General features: G+C 70.6%; 14 protein-coding genes, 1 tRNA gene and 1 riboswitch. Of the genes, 9 read left to right on the forward strand and 6 right to left on the reverse strand.

Annotated features, from left to right (window positions below; all coding sequences use genetic code 11):
• Nucleotides 1–85: 85 nt before the first annotated feature.
• Nucleotides 86–1,198 (reverse strand): phosphoserine transaminase, encoded by a 1,113-nt coding sequence (gene serC, locus CWC38_RS03230; protein ID WP_439108826.1) that lies wholly within the window; start codon nucleotides 1,196–1,198, stop codon nucleotides 86–88.
• A 263-nt stretch (nucleotides 1,199–1,461) separates the two neighbouring features.
• On the opposite strand from serC, the gene CWC38_RS03235 reads away from it, so the two are divergent.
• The 4 genes from CWC38_RS03235 (at nucleotide 1,462) to CWC38_RS03250 (ending at nucleotide 5,101) form a co-directional block, all read left to right on the forward strand.
• On the forward strand, nucleotides 1,462–2,163 hold the full coding sequence (locus tag CWC38_RS03235) for a metal-dependent transcriptional regulator (RefSeq protein WP_121845394.1): 702 nt from the start codon (nucleotides 1,462–1,464) through the stop codon (nucleotides 2,161–2,163).
• A gap of 333 nt (nucleotides 2,164–2,496) precedes the next feature.
• Nucleotides 2,497–2,661, forward strand: a riboswitch (cyclic di-AMP (ydaO/yuaA leader).
• Between the two features lie 3 nt (nucleotides 2,662–2,664).
• Nucleotides 2,665–3,249: a C40 family peptidase gene (locus tag CWC38_RS03240; protein WP_121845395.1), complete on the forward strand. Its 585-nt coding sequence runs from the start codon at nucleotides 2,665–2,667 to the stop codon at nucleotides 3,247–3,249.
• 230 nt (nucleotides 3,250–3,479) lie between these two features.
• A complete protein-coding gene (locus tag CWC38_RS03245) occupies nucleotides 3,480–4,457 on the forward strand; it encodes a C40 family peptidase (protein WP_121845396.1) in 978 nt (325 codons plus the stop codon).
• A gap of 362 nt (nucleotides 4,458–4,819) precedes the next feature.
• Complete coding sequence (locus tag CWC38_RS03250) at nucleotides 4,820–5,101, forward strand: hypothetical protein (protein WP_121845397.1); 282 nt, start codon at nucleotides 4,820–4,822, stop codon at nucleotides 5,099–5,101.
• Here the strand turns inward: CWC38_RS03250 and CWC38_RS03255 are convergent.
• Nucleotides 5,088–5,969 carry a DUF4031 domain-containing protein gene (locus CWC38_RS03255; RefSeq protein WP_121845398.1) on the reverse strand — a complete coding sequence of 294 codons (882 nt, stop codon included), beginning with the start codon at nucleotides 5,967–5,969 and terminating at the stop codon, nucleotides 5,088–5,090. The genes CWC38_RS03250 and CWC38_RS03255 overlap by 14 nt on opposite strands.
• Before the next feature lie 59 nt (nucleotides 5,970–6,028).
• Between CWC38_RS03255 and CWC38_RS03260 the strand changes: the two genes are divergently transcribed.
• A tRNA-Arg gene (locus CWC38_RS03260) sits at nucleotides 6,029–6,101 on the forward strand.
• Between the two features lie 62 nt (nucleotides 6,102–6,163).
• On the opposite strand, the gene CWC38_RS03265 is transcribed toward CWC38_RS03260, so the two are convergent.
• Entirely contained in the window at nucleotides 6,164–6,865 is a 702-nt protein-coding gene (locus CWC38_RS03265; RefSeq protein ID WP_121845399.1) for a hypothetical protein, read from the reverse strand.
• 107 nt (nucleotides 6,866–6,972) lie between these two features.
• On the opposite strand from CWC38_RS03265, the gene CWC38_RS03270 reads away from it, so the two are divergent.
• Complete coding sequence (locus tag CWC38_RS03270; protein ID WP_240625022.1) at nucleotides 6,973–7,704, forward strand: NHL repeat-containing protein; 732 nt, start codon at nucleotides 6,973–6,975, stop codon at nucleotides 7,702–7,704.
• Nucleotides 7,705–7,755: 51 nt separating this feature from the next.
• Nucleotides 7,756–10,212, forward strand: a complete 2,457-nt coding sequence (pcrA, locus tag CWC38_RS03275) for a DNA helicase PcrA (RefSeq protein ID WP_121845401.1) — start codon at nucleotides 7,756–7,758, stop codon at nucleotides 10,210–10,212.
• 22 nt (nucleotides 10,213–10,234) lie between these two features.
• On the opposite strand, the gene CWC38_RS03280 is transcribed toward pcrA, so the two are convergent.
• Nucleotides 10,235–10,996 (reverse strand): hypothetical protein, encoded by a 762-nt coding sequence (locus CWC38_RS03280; RefSeq protein WP_121845402.1) that lies wholly within the window; start codon nucleotides 10,994–10,996, stop codon nucleotides 10,235–10,237.
• Between the two features lie 225 nt (nucleotides 10,997–11,221).
• Between CWC38_RS03280 and sucC the strand changes: the two genes are divergently transcribed.
• Together sucC and sucD are read left to right on the forward strand one after the other, a co-directional pair.
• Nucleotides 11,222–12,391 carry an ADP-forming succinate--CoA ligase subunit beta gene (gene sucC / locus CWC38_RS03285; RefSeq protein ID WP_121845403.1) on the forward strand — a complete coding sequence of 390 codons (1,170 nt, stop codon included), beginning with the start codon at nucleotides 11,222–11,224 and terminating at the stop codon, nucleotides 12,389–12,391.
• A 32-nt stretch (nucleotides 12,392–12,423) separates the two neighbouring features.
• Nucleotides 12,424–13,341 (forward strand): succinate--CoA ligase subunit alpha, encoded by a 918-nt coding sequence (gene sucD / locus CWC38_RS03290; protein WP_121845404.1) that lies wholly within the window; start codon nucleotides 12,424–12,426, stop codon nucleotides 13,339–13,341.
• 115 nt (nucleotides 13,342–13,456) lie between these two features.
• Here the strand turns inward: sucD and purU are convergent, their stop codons facing one another.
• Together purU and CWC38_RS03300 are read right to left on the reverse strand one after the other, a co-directional pair.
• The gene (gene purU / locus CWC38_RS03295) at nucleotides 13,457–14,329 is read right to left on the reverse strand and encodes a formyltetrahydrofolate deformylase (RefSeq protein ID WP_121845405.1); all 873 of its coding nucleotides are present in this window, start codon (nucleotides 14,327–14,329) and stop codon (nucleotides 13,457–13,459) included.
• Nucleotides 14,330–14,956: 627 nt separating this feature from the next.
• Nucleotides 14,957–16,114 carry a VIT1/CCC1 transporter family protein gene (locus CWC38_RS03300; RefSeq protein ID WP_121845406.1) on the reverse strand — a complete coding sequence of 386 codons (1,158 nt, stop codon included), beginning with the start codon at nucleotides 16,112–16,114 and terminating at the stop codon, nucleotides 14,957–14,959.
• Between the last annotated feature and the right edge of the window lie 92 nt (nucleotides 16,115–16,206).

Consider the following 16,206-nt stretch of genomic DNA (forward strand, 5'->3'; position numbering starts at 1 on the left):
AACCAGCTCCGCATCGCCACGTTCGTGTCGGTGCCCCCGTGTTGCTCGCACCGCGCGGTGGCACGGCTGGGCCCCGGGCGGTGACTCAGGCGAGCGCGGCCACGACCCAGTCGAGGCACTCCAGCAGCGCGCGCACGTCCTGCGGGGGCACCGACACGAACGTGGCGATGCGGAGCTGGTTGCGGCCGAGCTTGCGGTACGGTTCCACGTCCACCACGCCGTTGGCGCGCAGCACCGCAGCGATCCGGGAGGCGTCCACGGCGTCGTCGAAGTCCACGGTGCACACCACGGGGGAGCGGTGGGCGGGGTCCGCGACGAACGGCCGGGCGACGTCGCTGTGCTCCGCCCAGTCGTAGACGAGACCCGAGGTCTCCGCCGTGCGGCGGGAGGCCCAGTCCATGCCGCCCTGCTCGAGGAGCCAACCGAGCTGCTCGTCCAGCATCAGCAGGCTCGCGAGCGCAGGGGTGTTGTAGGTCTGGTGCTGACGCGAGTTGGAGACCGCCGTGGCCAGGGAGAGGACGTCGGGGATCCAGCGCCCCGAGGCGGCCACCCGCTCCACGCGCGCGAGTGCCGCGGGGGAGAACGCGGCGAACCACAGGCCGCCGTCGCTGCCGAAGTTCTTCTGGGGGGAGAAGTAGTAGACGTCGGTCTCCGTGAGGTCCACGGCCATGCCGCCCGCCGCCGAGGTGGCGTCCACCACGGTCAGAGCCCCCGGCGCGGCAACGCGGCGCACCGGCATCACCACCCCCGTGGAGGTCTCGTTCTGGGGCCAGGCGTAGACGTCCACACCGGCGCCCGGGCGGGGGCCCGCGGGCCGGGACCCCGCGGGGGCCTCGACCACCAGGGAGGGCTCCAGGAACGGGGCCCTGTCCGTGACGCTCGCGAACTTGGCGCCGAACTCCCCGAACACGAGGTGCTCGGCGCGGTTCTCCACCAGGCTGAAGGCCGCGCTGTCCCAGAAGGTGCTGGCCCCGCCCATGCCCAGGACGATCTCGTACCCCTCCGGCATCCGGAAGAACTCCGCCATGCGCAGCTGCACGCGGGCCACGAGGTCCTTCACGGGGGCCTGCCGGTGCGAGGTGCCCAGGAGGCGTGTGCCCCCGCGCGACAGTGCGGCGACCTGCTCCGCCCGGACCCGGGAGGGGCCGGCGCCGAAACGGCCGTCCGCGGGGAGCAGCGAGGGCGGGATCACGGGCATGTCGGTCACGGGAACTCCTCCACGGACGGGGCGGGATGCTGCCTCCCATTGTGCCCGGTCGGTGGTGCACGCGGTGCGCGGCGCCGCCGGCCCGCTGCCATGCTGCCGGGCGGGGCCTGCCCCAGGGACGCGCGAGCCCCGGGTCCCTGACCGGGCCACTCGGTACACTTGTTCTGAATCATTCACACCTGGCTGAGCAGCAGTACCCCGACCGGGGACGGCGGACCCGCGCGCTGCGGTGCGCAGAAACCCGAGGACGGACCATGAGCGGCGACCTGATCGACACCACCGAGATGTACCTGCGCACGGTGCTCGAGCTCGAGGAGGAGGGCATCACGCCCATGCGGGCGCGGATCGTGGAGCGGCTGCACCACTCCGGCCCCACGGTGTCGCAGACGGTGTCCCGGATGGAGCGCGACGGCCTGCTCTCCGTGGCCCCGGACCGCGCACTGCAGCTCACCCCGGCAGGCCGCGCCACCGCGGTGTCCGTGATGCGCAAGCACCGGCTCGCGGAACGGCTGCTCTCGGACGTGGTGGGACTGGACATGGCGCACGTGCACGAGGAGGCCTGCCGCTGGGAGCACGTGATGAGCGAGCGCGTGGAGCAGCGTCTCGTGGAGCTGCTCGGCAATCCCGAGGAGTCCCCCTACGGCACGCCGATCCCCGGGCGGGACGACGGGGACGGCACCCCCCAGGTCTTCGGGGGACTCACCCTCCAGGACGTGGCCTCCTTCCCGCAGCCGGGGGAGTACGAGGTGCGGCTGCTGCCCGAGGTCGTGCAGGCCGACCCGGAGCTCATCGAGATGCTCAGTTCGGCAGGGATCCTCACCGGAGCCCGCGTGACGGCGGAGGCGAATCCCGGGGACGAGCAGCGCGTGCTGGTCACGAACGTCGCCACGGGGGTCTCGCTGGACCTCGATGCCGCCACCGCACGCGCCGTCCGGGTCCTCGCAGCGGGCGACTGAGCACGCGTGAGGCGCTCTGCACGTGACCTTTCGGGCGTGTGGAGGGCCACAGCCACCCCGGAGCCAGAAGTGGACCCGCGGGGGACGGGGCGAGGGCATCGTCCCTGGTCAGAACCGTCATGGAGAGCTCCGCCCGGCGTTCTCCCCAGTCCCGGATTGATCCTGAAAAAGTTATCAGTAGCCACGATTTCCCGCTCGAAGTGGCCGATCTGTGATCCGTTGTAATCAAAACGTGACATTGCCGTTATCTCTGCTGTACAGTCGTCGACGTGCCGATCACTGGTCGGATCCGGCACTCCCGAGCGCTCGCCGAGTTCTGCCATGCGCACCCGGGACCCGTACACACACAATCCGCATGGCAGAAGCGGGGGAACCACTTCCGGATTCGTGACAGCCCCACGAATCCTTGGGGTCAAGCCGGCACGACTCACCAGTTCGTGCGGCCGGATGTCTCCCATCCGAACCCGACAGCTCACCCCGCAGGCGCAGGGAGGAACAACCATGTCTTTCATGAAGCAGAACTCTGCCCGTCACCGCGCTGAGACCTCGTCCCACGCAGTGCGCAACACCACCGTCGCCGCCGTCGCGGCCGGCGCCGCAGTGGCCGGCGTCACCATGCCCGCCCAGGCGGCCGGGGAGGTCGTGAACCTCAGCTCGTCCTCGTCCTACAGCTCCTCCGTGGCCAACTACACCACGCAGGCGTCGGACACGCTGGCCTACGGCTCCGGCCTGAGCACGCAGTCCACCCACTCCACCGGGGGCATGGCCGGCACCGCCTACCAGGGCATCGGTGGCGCGTACGTCTGGGGCGGCACCGGCTTCAAGGCCTGGGACTGCTCCGGCTTCACCCAGTGGGTGTACGCCCAGAACGGCATCAACCTGCCCCGCACCACGTGGGCGCAGTTCGCCGCAGGCACCCCCACCGCCAACCCGCAGCCCGGGGACCTCGTGTCCCAGAACGGCGGCTCGCACGTGGGGATCTACATCGGCAACGGCCAGATGATCTCCGCCCTCAACCCTTCGCAGGGCACTCAGGTTCACTCCGTGAACGCCATGCAGCTGGACGGCTTCTACACCTTCCACTGATCGGTGACGTCCGCGGATCGTGAGGCCCGCGGGTTCGTCGACCGAGTTCGTCGCAGCGGTCAGCGCGTCCGGCTCCAGCAGCCGGACGCCGCCGCGCGGCCCATCTCCCGCACCAGCAAGAAAACATCACACCGCCCACACCGGTGAACCGATGCTGCGCTCGCAGACGTCGCGGTCACCGCACACCTCCGTGCCCTGGGTGGACACGAACGTGTTAGGAAACCACACGCATGTCGAACGACACCACGTCCAAGAACCTCTTCGCGGGCAAGGCCCGCACCGTGGCCGCCGTCGCCGCCTTCTCCGGCCTGGCGCTCGCCACCACCGTCTCCGTGCAGGCCACGCAGAACGCCGACGAGCAGGCTCCCGCGGCCGCCGTGTCCGAGGCGCCCGCCTCCGAGAACACCGTCTCCGCCGAGCCCGCCGCCAAGGCTGACAAGGCCCAGGAGAAGAAGGCCGAGAAGGCCCAGCCCGCTCCGAAGGCCGCAGCTCCGGTCCAGTCCTCCGTGGTCGAGGCCGCTCCCGTGGCGAACGTGACCCCGTTCGAGGCCCCCGCCGCCACCCAGGTGGTCCCCGCAGCTCAGAACGTGACCCCGGTGGCCGAGCAGGCTCCCGCCCAGGGCCGCCACGCCGCGCAGCCCACGCAGCAGACCGTCGACGCGGAGAACACCGCACGCCAGGACGCCCAGGTCTTCTCCCAGCACGCCGACTACACCCAGAACACCGGCTACACCCAGGGCACCGGCTACCAGGGCACGCAGCAGACCACCCAGCGGACCACCTCGCAGGGCGGCCAGATGGCCACCGCGAGCAACGTGACCACCCAGTCCACCACGGTCGAGAACACCGCGCCCAAGACCACGTCCCACGTGTCCGCCTCGGGCAAGGGCGGCGCCATCCTGAGTGCCGCCCAGGGCCAGGTCGGCGAGTACCAGGACTGCACCCAGCTGGTCTCCGACTCCCTGGCTGCCGTGGGCATCAACTTCCACGGCTGGCCGGCCGACTACAAGTCCCTCGGCCGCTCGGTCTCCGCCGCTGAGGCCCAGGCCGGTGACATCGCCTACTACGCCAACGGAGGTTCGGGCATGGCCCACGTGGCCATCTACGCCGGCAACGGCGAGGCCATCCACGGCGGCTGGAACGGCAACCGGACCGTGAAGACTTCCGCCTACGTGGGCTCCGGCCCCGAGTTCATCCGCGTGGGCTGAGCCCCCGCAGATCCGGTGCCGCGGTGATCCACGCGGTGCCGCACCTCGTGACGAGTCGGGACCGGTTGTGTACCCGCTTCCGATGAGGACGAGATAGCAGACGTGCGGACCCTGTTGACCACAGGGTCCGTACGTCTTTTCCGTACCCCGGCGCGCGCCCGAGGAGCCCGGGGCCCGGGCCGCGGCACCCAGGGCCCCATAGCCTTCCACCCCGTCGCGGCGTGCGCCGGGACCCGTGCTCGCGCTGCTCCCGCGGCGGGGCCGCAGGCTCCACCCGTCCCCGGGTCACGGGGCGTTCCGGTTCACACGAGGGGACGGGCCGCTCCGGGGTCTGTCCAGGAGCGGGCCGTAGAATCGGGAGCATGTCCACCGACTTCTCCACCGCCGCCCGCACGCCCCAGGACCAGGAGTTCACGTACTACGCCGTGGGGATGGTTGCCGGTGCGATCCCCGGAATCGTCGTGGGTTTCCTCGTGGCCGCGTTCGCCGGGCACGTGGCCATGTGGCTGTCCGTGTTCGGCGGTCTCGGGATCGTCGTGGGTCTCGTGGTGGCCGCCATGCTCTTCCGCCGACGCCGCTCGGCCACCCGTCGTGCCGCGGGCCCGGCGGTGACGGAGACCGACCCGCCCGTCAGCGACCGGTGAGCTCCGCGATCTCCCGCTCCAGGTTCTGCCGCGCCCGTTCCTCCCACAGGTCGACGGCCGCGGGGTGGTGGAAGAGCTGCGGCAGCCCGCGCAGCGCCGTGAGCACCTCGGCGCGCGCGGCCCGGAACTGCTCCTCCGGCACGTGCGCGTACTCCCGTCGCACTGCCGTGCGGTACCGGTCGTAGTCGTCGGGGTCCCCTCCCAGCACCGCGAGGTCCGCATCCACCAGCAGGCAGGCGTCCTCGTCCTGCGGGTCGGGATCGTGCTCCGCGGTCACGAGCACCAGGGTGGCCACGCGCTCCGCAGGGGCGGATGCCCAGCCGTTCGCGGTCAGCAGCCGGCGGGCCAGGTCCGCGGAGTCCCGCTCGTCCTGCCCGGCCCGGCCCTCGTGCACGGCGTCGTGGAACCACGCGGCGAGCAGCAGCTCGGAGCGGGTGTGGAGGTCCGTGAGACGGTCCAGGGACTCCAGCACGTGCAGGAGGTGCTCGGGCCCGTGGTAGACCCGGTGGGTTTCTCCCCACCGCCCGAGCAGCTCCCGTCCGAGGTCCGGGTGCGCCGGGAAGTGGTGCCGCCAGCGGGCGGTGAGTGCGGCCGCGAGCTTGGCCGGGCGGCGTCGGGCGGGGATCCGGAGGCCGCTGGCGATCAGGATCCGTGCGAGCTGCTTGCCGTCCACGGCCCGCGCACCCAGGGTGACGGCGTCCTCGTGGCGGTGGGCGGGGACATCGTAGTGGTCCTGGTCGAAGGCCCGCTCCGAGACTCCCAGGGAACGGGCGAAACCGTGCAGCTCTTCCAGGGACGCGTCCGAGACGAGGTGCGAGAACACGGTTCCGTGCGCGGGCCACCGGGGTGGATCGATGTAGACGGTCATCTCCCCATTGTGCGCCGACTCGCGGGTGGGCGGCGGCATGGATACAGTAGGGCACTGTTGCCCTCGTAGCTCAGGGGATAGAGCACGGCTCTCCTAAAGCCGGTGTCGTTGGTTCGAATCCAATCGAGGGCACGAGCAGAGCCCCGCCCGGTCGGCGGGGCTCTCGTCGTGCGGCGGCCGGGCCGTGCGCCGGCTCAGTCCCGCGGGCGCTGCCCGGGCAGCCTGCCCCGCGCGAAGTCGTCGACCTTGCGGCGGACCACGGACACGGACACGAGCACCGCGATCAGGAGCAGTCCGGCGAGCAGCAGCCAGCGCGCCACCACGAGGCCCGAGGCAAGTGCTGCCGCGCCCTGGTCGGCCGGGTGGGCCACGGCGGCGTCGAGCGCGGCGTTGCCCGCCAGGAACACCACCGCGTGGGCGAGGACCACCACCCAGTACACCCACCTCCGGGCCCGCTGCGGGGTGTTGAGGCCGGTGAAGAGCAACCAGCCCAGGCCCGTGAGCAGCGGGGTGAACAGTCCCGTGGTGGCGTGGACGCCGGAGTACTCGGTGCGGCCGTCCGGCCCGAGCGCGCCCGCCACCTGCGCCACGTGCTCGGGGGCGAACCCGCCCACGAGCAGCTCGGGGGCGGTGACCCCGTGGGCCAGGTTCCCCGTGACGCCCTGCAGGACGAGCAGGTGGTAGTAGAGCCACAGTGCCACGCCCACGAAGAACGCCACCCCCACCAGGATCCCGGCGGAGGAGTTCTTGGTGGGCTCCGCCGCGAGTTCACCGGCGCGCATCTCGTGCACGCTCGGGGGACGGGCCGTGGCCCCGCGGGTGCCCGTGGACCCGGTGGGCGCTGAACCCGCGGCCACCCCGTACTTCCTGGCCTTCTGCGCTCTGGTCATTCCCATGGCTCCATTATCGCCCGGGGCGTAGTGTGACTCTGGAAGGGTGCCCACGATCGACGACGGCGTGGGGGGACAGGTGCCCCGGGGCACCGCGAAAGGTGGTGAGGGTCGTGGAACTCTCCATCGGCCTGCCGGACGGACTGCTCATGAGTGCCGGCGACGGCACGGAACTGACCCTGTACGAGGCGGACCACACCACCGTGCGGCGCCGCATCGACTGCTCGGTCCTGGACGGCGCTCGGATCTCCGACATCGTGTGGTCCCACAAGCTCTCCGCCGTGGTGGCCGCGGTCCCGCAGCGGCACCAGCTGTTCCGCTGGGACGCCCACACCGACTCCCTGCAGGAGTGGGGCGGCACGGGAGAGCCCGGACGCCGGGACGGCAAGGTGGCCCAGGCGAAGTTCGCGGCCACGGTCTCGATCACCGAGGCGGGGGACGGCACCCTGTGGTTCGTGGACCGGGACACGTCCTCGCTGCGCTGCCTCGTGGTCGACACGGACCGGCCCGACGGCGATCCCCACGTGGTCACGGTCGTGGGGCGGCACGGGGCCGGGTACCTGGACGGGCCGGCCGCGGACGCCAAGTTCGACCACCCCGAGGACCTCCAGATCCTCTACGACGGCTCCGTGGTGGTGGCGGACACCGGCAACCACGCCCTGCGGCACGTGGACCGCACGGACCGGGAGGTCACCACCATCTACGGCGGTCCCGAGCAGCGGGCGGACGAACTCGGGGACGAGGACGTGGTGCTGGACGCGCCCACCCGCGTGACGGTCGCGGACTCGCACCTGTGGGTCGTGGACCGCAACGGCCGCCACCTGGTGGAACCGCGCTACGTGTGAGTCCGCGCGGGCACTCTGCGCGTCCGGGCCCCTGGATACACTGGGCGCACCATGGACTACCTCTCTGACAACCCTCTGCTCTCCGCGTCCTCGGTGCGCGCCTCGGCCGACGCCGCCGGAGCCGCCTGCGACGACGTCGCCTCCCCGGCCGAGCTCGTGGCGGGACTCAACGAGCCGCAGCGCGCGGCGGTGGAGCACTCCGGATCACCGCTGCTGATCGTGGCCGGAGCGGGGTCCGGGAAGACGCGGGTGCTCACCCACCGGATCGCACACCTGCTGGCCACCGGTCGCGCCCGCCGGGGGGAGATCCTGGCCATCACCTTCACCAACAAGGCCGCCGCGGAGATGCGGGAGCGGATCGTGGAGCTGGTGGGGGACTCCGCGCGGTCCATGTGGATCTCCACGTTCCACTCGCTGTGCGTGCGGATCCTGCGGCGCGAGGCCGCCACCCTGGGGCTGTCCACGAACTTCTCCATCTACGACTCCGCGGACTCGCTGCGACTCATCACGCAGGTGGCCAAGCAGCACGAGCTGGATCCCAAGCGCTGTGCTCCCAAAGCCATCCAGCACAAGATCTCCGCGCTCAAGAACGAGCTCGTGGACGACGAGACCTACCTGGCGCGGGCCAGCTCCACCGATCCGTTCGAGACGGCCGTGGCGCAGGTCTACCGGGGGTACACGCAGCGGCTGCGCGCGGCCAACGCGATGGACTTCGACGACCTCATCGGCGAGACCGTCCACATGTTCCGCGCGTTCCCCCAGGTGCTGGAGTACTACCGTCGCCGCTTCCGCCACGTGCTGGTGGACGAGTACCAGGACACCAACCACGCCCAGTACGCCCTGGTGCGGGAACTCGTGGGCGGGGACTCCCCGCAGGGGACGGATCCGTCGGGTCTGCCGCCCGCGGAGCTGACCGTGGTGGGGGACTCGGACCAGTCCATCTACGCGTTCCGCGGCGCGGACATCCGCAACATCACCGACTTCGAGCGCGACTACCCCTCGGCGCGCACCATCCTGCTGGAGCAGAACTACCGCTCCACACAGAACATCCTGACCGCCGCGAACGCCGTGATCTCGCAGAACGCGGACCGCCGGGACAAGAAGCTGTGGACCGCGGAGGGGGACGGTGCTCCGATCGTGGGCTACGCCGCGGAGAACGAGCACGAGGAGGCCCGGTTCATCGCGGAGGAGATCGACCGGCTGCAGGACGAGCACGGCGTCCGCCCGGGGGACGTGGCGGTGTTCTACCGCACCAACGCCCAGTCGCGCTCCCTCGAGGAGATCCTCATGCGCGTGGGCCTGCCGTACAAGGTGGTGGGTGGAACCCGGTTCTACGAGCGCAAGGAGATCAAGGACGCCATGTCCTACCTGCGCGCGATCGCGAACCCCGCGGACGACATCACGGTGCGCCGCATCATCAACGAGCCCAAGCGGGGGATCGGGGACCGGGCCCAGGGCTCGATCGCGGCGCTCGCCGAACGGGAGGGCATCTCCTTCTCGGACGCCATGCACCGACTGGACGAGGCACCCGCACTGGCCACCCGCTCCGCGAACGCCGTCCGGGCGTTCACGCAGCTCATGGACGACCTCCGGGAGCTGTCGGAGGGTTCCTCCGTGTCGTCCGTTCTCGAGGCGGTCCTCGAGCAGTCCGGCTACCTTGAGGCCCTGCGCACCTCCACCGACCCGCAGGACGAGTCCCGTGTGGAGAACCTCGCGGAGCTCGTGGCCGTGGTCCGCGAGTTCGAGAAGGACCACCCGGACGCCGGCCTGGGGGAGTTCCTGGAGCACGTGGCACTGGTGGCGGACGCGGACCAGATCCCCTCGCAGCCGGAACCGTCCGGCGAGGGGGGTGCGAGCGCCCAGCAGATCGCCGACGAGGTGGCGCAGGCGCGCTCCCACGGGGTGGTCACACTCATGACCCTGCACACGGCCAAGGGGCTCGAGTTCCCCGTGGTGTTCCTCACCGGCATGGAGCACGGGATCTTCCCCCATCAGCGCAGCTTCGCGAACCCGTCGAGCATGGAGGAGGAGCGGCGGCTCGCCTACGTGGGGATCACCCGTGCCCGGCAGCGGCTCTACATCACCCGGGCGGAGTCCCGGTCCATGTGGGGACAGTCCCAGTTCAACCCGGCCAGCCCCTTCCTGGACGAGATCCCCGCCCACCTCATCGACTGGAAGCGCGAGGGTGCGCCCGCCGCGGGCGGCTGGGGTTCTCCCGTTCACTCCGGGTTCGAGTCCCGGGATCCGCTGCGGGGCTCCTCGTGGGGTGCCGCCGCCGGCTCGGGGGCCACGTTCCGCAGGCTGTCCCCGGCCACCACCGGGCGGGTGCAGCCCCACAAGGAGATCCCCTCGCTGAGCGTGGGGGACGCCGTGGAGCACAAGGCCTTCGGGCGCGGCTCCGTGCTCGCCGTGGAGGGCAGCGGCGACAAGACCGTGGCGAAGGTGCGGTTCGGCGCGGAGGAGAAGCGGCTGCTGCTGCGCTACGCACCCATGAGCAAGGTGGACTGAGCTGCGGCACCCGCCGCCGGGATCAGAGGAGGGCGAGCACGAGCACGGTGAACAGCGCGGTCACGCGCAGGGACTCGCCGGAGCGCACATGGATCAGACCGATCAGCACGTGGACCACCACGATGGTCAGTGCGATCACGGGTCCGCGGGAGAGCAGGGCCACCGCCCCCATCGCCACGCCCGCCACGAGTCCGCCCCACGGCACCGCGTGCGATCCCCGGAACGTGGCCACACCTCGCACGGCGCGGTGTGCGTAGGCCAGGAAGCCTGCGACGACCACGCAGCGACCCACGTGGTAGACCACCCACGCGCACACCGCGAGCCACGCGGACCCGCCGTAGCTGGCGTACAGCTCGCGGTAGCGGTCCGCGGACACCAGTCCCCACGGCACACCCACGAGGGCGGGCAGCGTGATCGCCACGACCACGGCGGCGAAGCACAGCAGCACCGAGCGCCAGGCGCGGTGGACGAGAGCGGCGTCGTCGGGGGTGTTCCCCGCAGCGCGTGAGTCCGGATCGGCGGGCAGGGGGTCGAGCCCGCGGCGGCGGCTCCAGGCCACGAGCCCGCGCGCCACGAGCAGCCACGCGAGCCCCAGCCCCACCCACACCAGGCACTGCCAGCCCAGCGGGTAGAGCGCGGGGGCGGAGCCCGTGTAGGTGAGCACGGTCCCGTCCACCACGAGCTCCAGGCCCAGGGCCACGAACGAGAACGTGGCGAGCGAGGCCATGAACCCCGGGTCCGCCTCGCGGGCGCCCCAGGTCTCCGGCAGTCCGATGCGTTGCATGGGGCCAGTCAACCAGGGCCGGGCCGCGGGGGAGAACCGGGACGTGTGCCCGCGGGCGGAGCCCGTGCGCCCGCACGCAGTACGGCGAATCCGGGTCCCATGGACTAAAATCGCCGTGAGGGCACTGTGAGCGCAGCGCTGCGCCACATCCCCCCACACCAGGTCGATCCAGCCGGGGGTTCCCGGCGCGGGACGACACACCTCGACGCAGAAGGACACTTATCCGTGGACCTGTTTGAGTACCAGGCACGCGACCTGTTCGAGAAGCACGGTGTCCCCGTGCTGGCCGGCATCGTCGCCACTACCCCAGAAGAAGCCAAGGCAGCAGCCGAGAAGATCGGCGGCGTGACCGTCGTCAAGGCCCAGGTCAAGGTGGGCGGTCGCGGCAAGGCCGGCGGCGTCAAGGTCGCGAAGACGCCCGAGGAAGCCTACGAGTACGCCCAGCAGATCCTCGGGATGGACATCAAGGGCCACACCGTCCACCGCGTCATGATCGCGCAGGGCGCGGACATCGCCGAGGAGTACTACTTCTCGGTGCTGCTGGACCGCGCCAACCGCTCCTACCTGGCCATGTGCTCGGTGGAGGGCGGCATGGAGATCGAGCAGCTCGCCGTGGAGCGCCCCGAAGCCCTGGCCCGCGTGGACGTGAACCCGGCGGAGGGCATCACCGAGGCCAAGGCCCGCGAGATCGTGGAGCAGGCCGGGTTCGATGCCGAGACCGCAGCCAAGGTCGTCCCCGTGCTCGTCAAGCTCGGTGAGGTCTACGCCAACGAGGACGCCACCCTGGTGGAGGTCAACCCGCTGGTAAAGACCGGCGACGGCGAGATCCTCGCCCTGGACGGCAAGGTCTCCCTGGACGACAACGCCGAGTTCCGCCACCCCGAGCACGCCGAGCTCGCGGACAGGACCACGGCCGATCCCCTGGAGGAGAAGGCCAAGGAGAACGACCTCAACTACGTCAAGCTGGATGGCGAGGTCGGGATCATCGGCAACGGTGCCGGTCTCGTGATGTCCACCTTGGACGTCGTGGCCTACGCCGGCGAGAAGCACGGCGACGTGAAGCCCGCCAACTTCCTGGACATCGGTGGTGGCGCCTCGGCCGAGGTCATGGCGGCCGGGCTGGACGTCATCCTGGGCGATCCCCAGGTCAAGTCCGTGTTCGTGAACGTCTTCGGCGGCATCACGGCGTGCGACGCCGTGGCCAACGGCATCGTCAAGGCGCTCGAGATCCTCGGCGACTCCGCCACCAAGCCCATCGTGGTGCGGCTGGACGGCAACAACGTGGACGAGGGTCGCGCGATCCTCCGCGAGGCCAACCACCCGCTGATCACCACCGCGGACACCATGGACGCCGGCGCCGACAAGGCCGCCGAGCTCGCCCACTCCGCCAAGTAATCGCCCACGAACAGAGCTACCAGGAAGAAGACATGTCGATCTTTTTGAACAAGGACTCCAAGGTCATCGTTCAGGGCATCACCGGCGGCGAGGGCACCAAGCACACCGCACGCATGCTCGCGGCCGGCACCCAGGTGGTGGGCGGCGTCAACGCCCGCAAGGCCGGGACCACGGTGAGCCACAAGGACCAGGACGGCAACGCCGTCGAGCTGCCCGTGTTCGGCGGCGTGGCCGAGGCCATGAAGGAGACCGGCGCGAACGCGTCGATCGTCTTCGTGCCGCCGGCCTTCTGCAAGGACGCCGTGATCGAGGCCATCGACGCCGAGATCCCGCTGGTGGTCGTGATCACCGAGGGCATCCCCGTGCAGGACTCCGCCGAGTTCTGGGCCCACTCCCAGGCGAACACCGGTGCGGACGGCAAGCCCAAGACCCGCATCATCGGCCCCAACTGCCCGGGAATCATCTCCCCCGAGGAGTCGCTGCTGGGCATCACGCCCGCGAACATCACGGGCAAGGGCAAGCTGGGCCTGGTCTCCAAGTCCGGCACGCTGACCTACCAGATGATGTACGAGCTGCGTGACCTGGGCTTCACCACGGCCATCGGCATCGGCGGAGACCCCGTCATCGGCACCACCCACATCGACGCCCTCGAGGCGTTCGAGGCGGATCCCGAGACCGAGGCCATCGTGATGATCGGTGAGATCGGCGGCGACGCCGAGGAGCGCGCCGCGGAGTTCATCAAGGCCAACGTCACCAAGCCCGTGGTGGGCTACGTGGCCGGGTTCACCGCTCCCGAGGGCAAGACCATGGGCCACGCCGGCGCCATCGTCTCCGGCTCCTCCGGAACGGCCCAGGCCAAGAAGGAGGCCCTCGAGGCCGCCGGGGTGAAGGTCGGCAAGACCCCCTCGGAGACCGCGCAGCTCATGCGGGACATCTTCTCCGGCAAGTAACGGGTTCCCGGTCCGCCGGGAGCGCCACAACGACGACGCCGCTGCCCCACCTCGGTGGGTCAGCGGCGTCGTCGTTCCGTGCCCGGTCGCTGCGCGCGTGCCCGGGGTGCGTGCCTCAGGCCAGCACGATGGTGCGGTTGCCGGAGATCACCACGCGGCCCTCGGCGTGCCACTTCACGGCCCGTGACAGCGCCTGGGTCTCGGCGTCCGAGCCCACGGCCACGAGATCCGCGGGGGTGTGGGCGTGATCCACGGGGATCACGCTCTGGGCGATGATCGGGCCCTCGTCCAGGTCCGCGGTCACGTAGTGGGCGGTGGCACCCACCATCTTCACACCGCGCTCGTAGGCCTGGTGGTAGGGCTTCGCGCCCTTGAACGAGGGCAGGAATGAGTGGTGGATGTTGATGCACCGACCGGCGAGCTCGCGGGTGAGCTCATCGGAGAGGATCTGCATGTAGCGGGCCAGGACCACGAGCTCGGTGTCGTACGCGGCCACGAGCTCCTGCAGCTGCGCCTCTGCCTCCCTCTTGGTGTCCTTGCTGACGGGCACGTGGTGGAACGGGATGCCGTAGAAGTCCACGAGCGGGCGCAGGTCCGTGTGGTTGGACACCACGGCCACGATCTCCACGGGCAGCGATCCCACGTGGGCCCGGTGCAGCAGGTCCGCCAGGCAATGGGAGATCTTGGAGACCATCACGAGCACGCGGGTCTTCCTGCGGGCGTCCACGAGCCGGAACCGCATGCCGTGCTTCTCGGCAACGGGTCGGAAGCCCGCCACGAGGGACTCCGTGGTCACGGTTCCCGGCTCGCTCATGGTGTGGCACCGGATGAAGAACTCGTTGTCGTGGCGGTCCGAGAAGTGCTTCACATCGAAGATGTCGCAGCCCTGGCCGGTGAGGTTGGAGGCCACCGCGCTCACGAGACCGTAGGCCTCGGGGCAGTGGGCGGTGAGGACGTGCGCGTCGGGCGTGGGCTGGTGGGCCGACATGTGGGGGTGCTCCTGGGGTGACGGGACGGATCGACGGCCCGCGTCATGCAGGATCGTGGAGTTGCCGCGGGCCACGGGTCATTTTATCGTCCCGGAGACCGTGGTGCGTTATCGACCGGTGGCCGCGAGAGCGGACGGTAGGAGCCCGTCCGGCGCGGGGAGAGGTGCGCCTCTGTGAGAGAACCAGCGGCCACCGGCAGGCGATAACGCCTCAACGGGATCAAGCCGTGGGCTGAGCGGCTACCGACACACAGCACCGGCTGCAGTGCACCCCCCAGTGCAGGAGCAGCGGTTTTCCTGTGCGAAGTCTCCCGTTGCGGTGGTTCGGAGAACCACGCTCACAGAATATCGGAATTTCTCGGCTGACTTGGAGCGGGTGGAATCTTGTTCGGGCGGTAATCGCCCGCCGGCCCACCGGGCATTCGGCGCCACGAATGAGATTTATCCCACAAACCCCATCTGACTAGGGGGAACGTTGGGGTGGAGCAGATTCCTCACCGTTCACTCCTGTGAATTCTGAGAAATGTGCTAGATAGCTCATGTTGTTGTGGGCACTAGAGGGGACAAACTGCAGTTCCCCAACTCGGGACGGCCGGGTCCTCCGTGAGCACCCGGTCCGGCGCCGGCTCAGGCGACCCCGGTGTTGAAGGCCAGCCCCAGCAGGTACGTGGCGATCGCCGCCCCGTAGCCGATCCCCAGCTGCCGCAGACCGCGCATGAGGGGGGATGCGCCGGACAGCAGCCCCACGAAGCCGCCGGTGACCAGCAGCGCAGCACCCACCAGCGCCATCGCGACCACGAGCGCCGCGCCGCCGCCGAGACCGAACAGGTACGGGAGGATGGGGATCACGGCACCGGAGGCGAAGAAGCAGAAGCTCGACGCCGCGGCGCCGAGGTCCGTGCCGAGCGCCTGGTGGCCGTCGGCGGGGGAGGGAGCCTCGGCGTCGTCGTCCAGGGCGGCCAGCGCCTTCTCGTCCCGGTAGGACAGGGAGGGGTCGCAGTCGCAGTCGAAGTGGCCGAGCCGCTCGGCCGCCCGGTGCTCGGCGGCTTCCTCGCTCATGCCGCGGGCACGGTAGATGAGGGTCAGCTCGTTCGCGTCGAGGTCCAGTGAGGGGGCCACCTGCAGGGTCACCTGGGTGGGCCGGGAGGCGTCCAGCAGCTCGCGCTGGGAGCGCACGGACACGAACTCGCCTGCGCCCATGGACAGGGCTCCCGCGAGCAGCCCCGCAATGCCGGAGAACAGCACCATGGAGCTGGCCGTGCCGGTGGCGCCCACGCCCATCACGAGCGCGAGGTTGGAGACGAGGCCGTCGTTGGCGCCGAAGACCGCCGCGCGGAAGTTGCCCGAGAGCCGGGTTCGGCCGTCCGTGGCCAGCGCGCGGATGATCTCCTCGTGCACGGCCTCGTCCGCCGCCATGGCGTCGGTGGCGTCCGGGTCCTCGCGGTAGGGCGAGCGGGACTCGGCGCGCTGCAGCAGGGCCAGCACGAACACCGAGCTCACGTGCTTGGCCAGGAACATGAGGATCCTGGCCTGCAGCGCCGGGCGGACCGTACGCCGCGCGTGGGGGCCCAGCAGGCGGCGCCAGTGCTCGGCGTGGCGGCCCTCGCCCTCGGCCACGCTGTGCAGGATCTCGGCGTGGCGCCCGGTGCTGTTGCGGGCCAGGTGCTCGTAGGTGGCGGCCTCGGCCAGCTCGTCCGCGAGGTAGTGGCGCCAGCGGCGGATCTGGGCGGGGGTCGGTTCGGGGTTCTCGGGCATGACGGAGGACGCGGTGCGGGGTGCGGGCATGGCTCGCGATCTTACGCACGCGCCGTCGCCGGTGAATTCGGGACGCCGAAAGCTCGGGCGCAGGCCGGTCCGAACGCGGTGAGACCCGCGGT

The sequence above is a fragment of the Kocuria tytonicola genome, from assembly GCF_003687455.1.
GTDB classification, from domain to species: Bacteria; Actinomycetota; Actinomycetes; order Actinomycetales; family Micrococcaceae; genus Kocuria; species Kocuria tytonicola.

Coding starts and splice junctions, on each gene's coding strand:
- CWC38_RS03240 (WP_121845395.1), top strand. CDS start 2,665: ATGTCTTTCATGAAGCAGAACTCTGCCCGTCACCGCGCTGAGACCTCG.
- CWC38_RS03300 (WP_121845406.1), bottom strand. CDS start 16,114: ATGCCCGCACCCCGCACCGCGTCCTCCGTCATGCCCGAGAACCCCGAA.
- serC (WP_439108826.1), bottom strand. CDS start 1,198: ATGCCCGTGATCCCGCCCTCGCTGCTCCCCGCGGACGGCCGTTTCGGC.
- CWC38_RS03280 (WP_121845402.1), bottom strand. CDS start 10,996: ATGCAACGCATCGGACTGCCGGAGACCTGGGGCGCCCGCGAGGCGGAC.
- CWC38_RS03265 (WP_121845399.1), bottom strand. CDS start 6,865: ATGGGAATGACCAGAGCGCAGAAGGCCAGGAAGTACGGGGTGGCCGCG.
- CWC38_RS03245 (WP_121845396.1), top strand. CDS start 3,480: ATGTCGAACGACACCACGTCCAAGAACCTCTTCGCGGGCAAGGCCCGC.
- CWC38_RS03235 (WP_121845394.1), top strand. CDS start 1,462: ATGAGCGGCGACCTGATCGACACCACCGAGATGTACCTGCGCACGGTG.
- CWC38_RS03250 (WP_121845397.1), top strand. CDS start 4,820: ATGTCCACCGACTTCTCCACCGCCGCCCGCACGCCCCAGGACCAGGAG.
- pcrA (WP_121845401.1), top strand. CDS start 7,756: ATGGACTACCTCTCTGACAACCCTCTGCTCTCCGCGTCCTCGGTGCGC.
- sucD (WP_121845404.1), top strand. CDS start 12,424: ATGTCGATCTTTTTGAACAAGGACTCCAAGGTCATCGTTCAGGGCATC.
- CWC38_RS03255 (WP_121845398.1), bottom strand. CDS start 5,969: ATGACCGTCTACATCGATCCACCCCGGTGGCCCGCGCACGGAACCGTG.
- purU (WP_121845405.1), bottom strand. CDS start 14,329: ATGTCGGCCCACCAGCCCACGCCCGACGCGCACGTCCTCACCGCCCAC.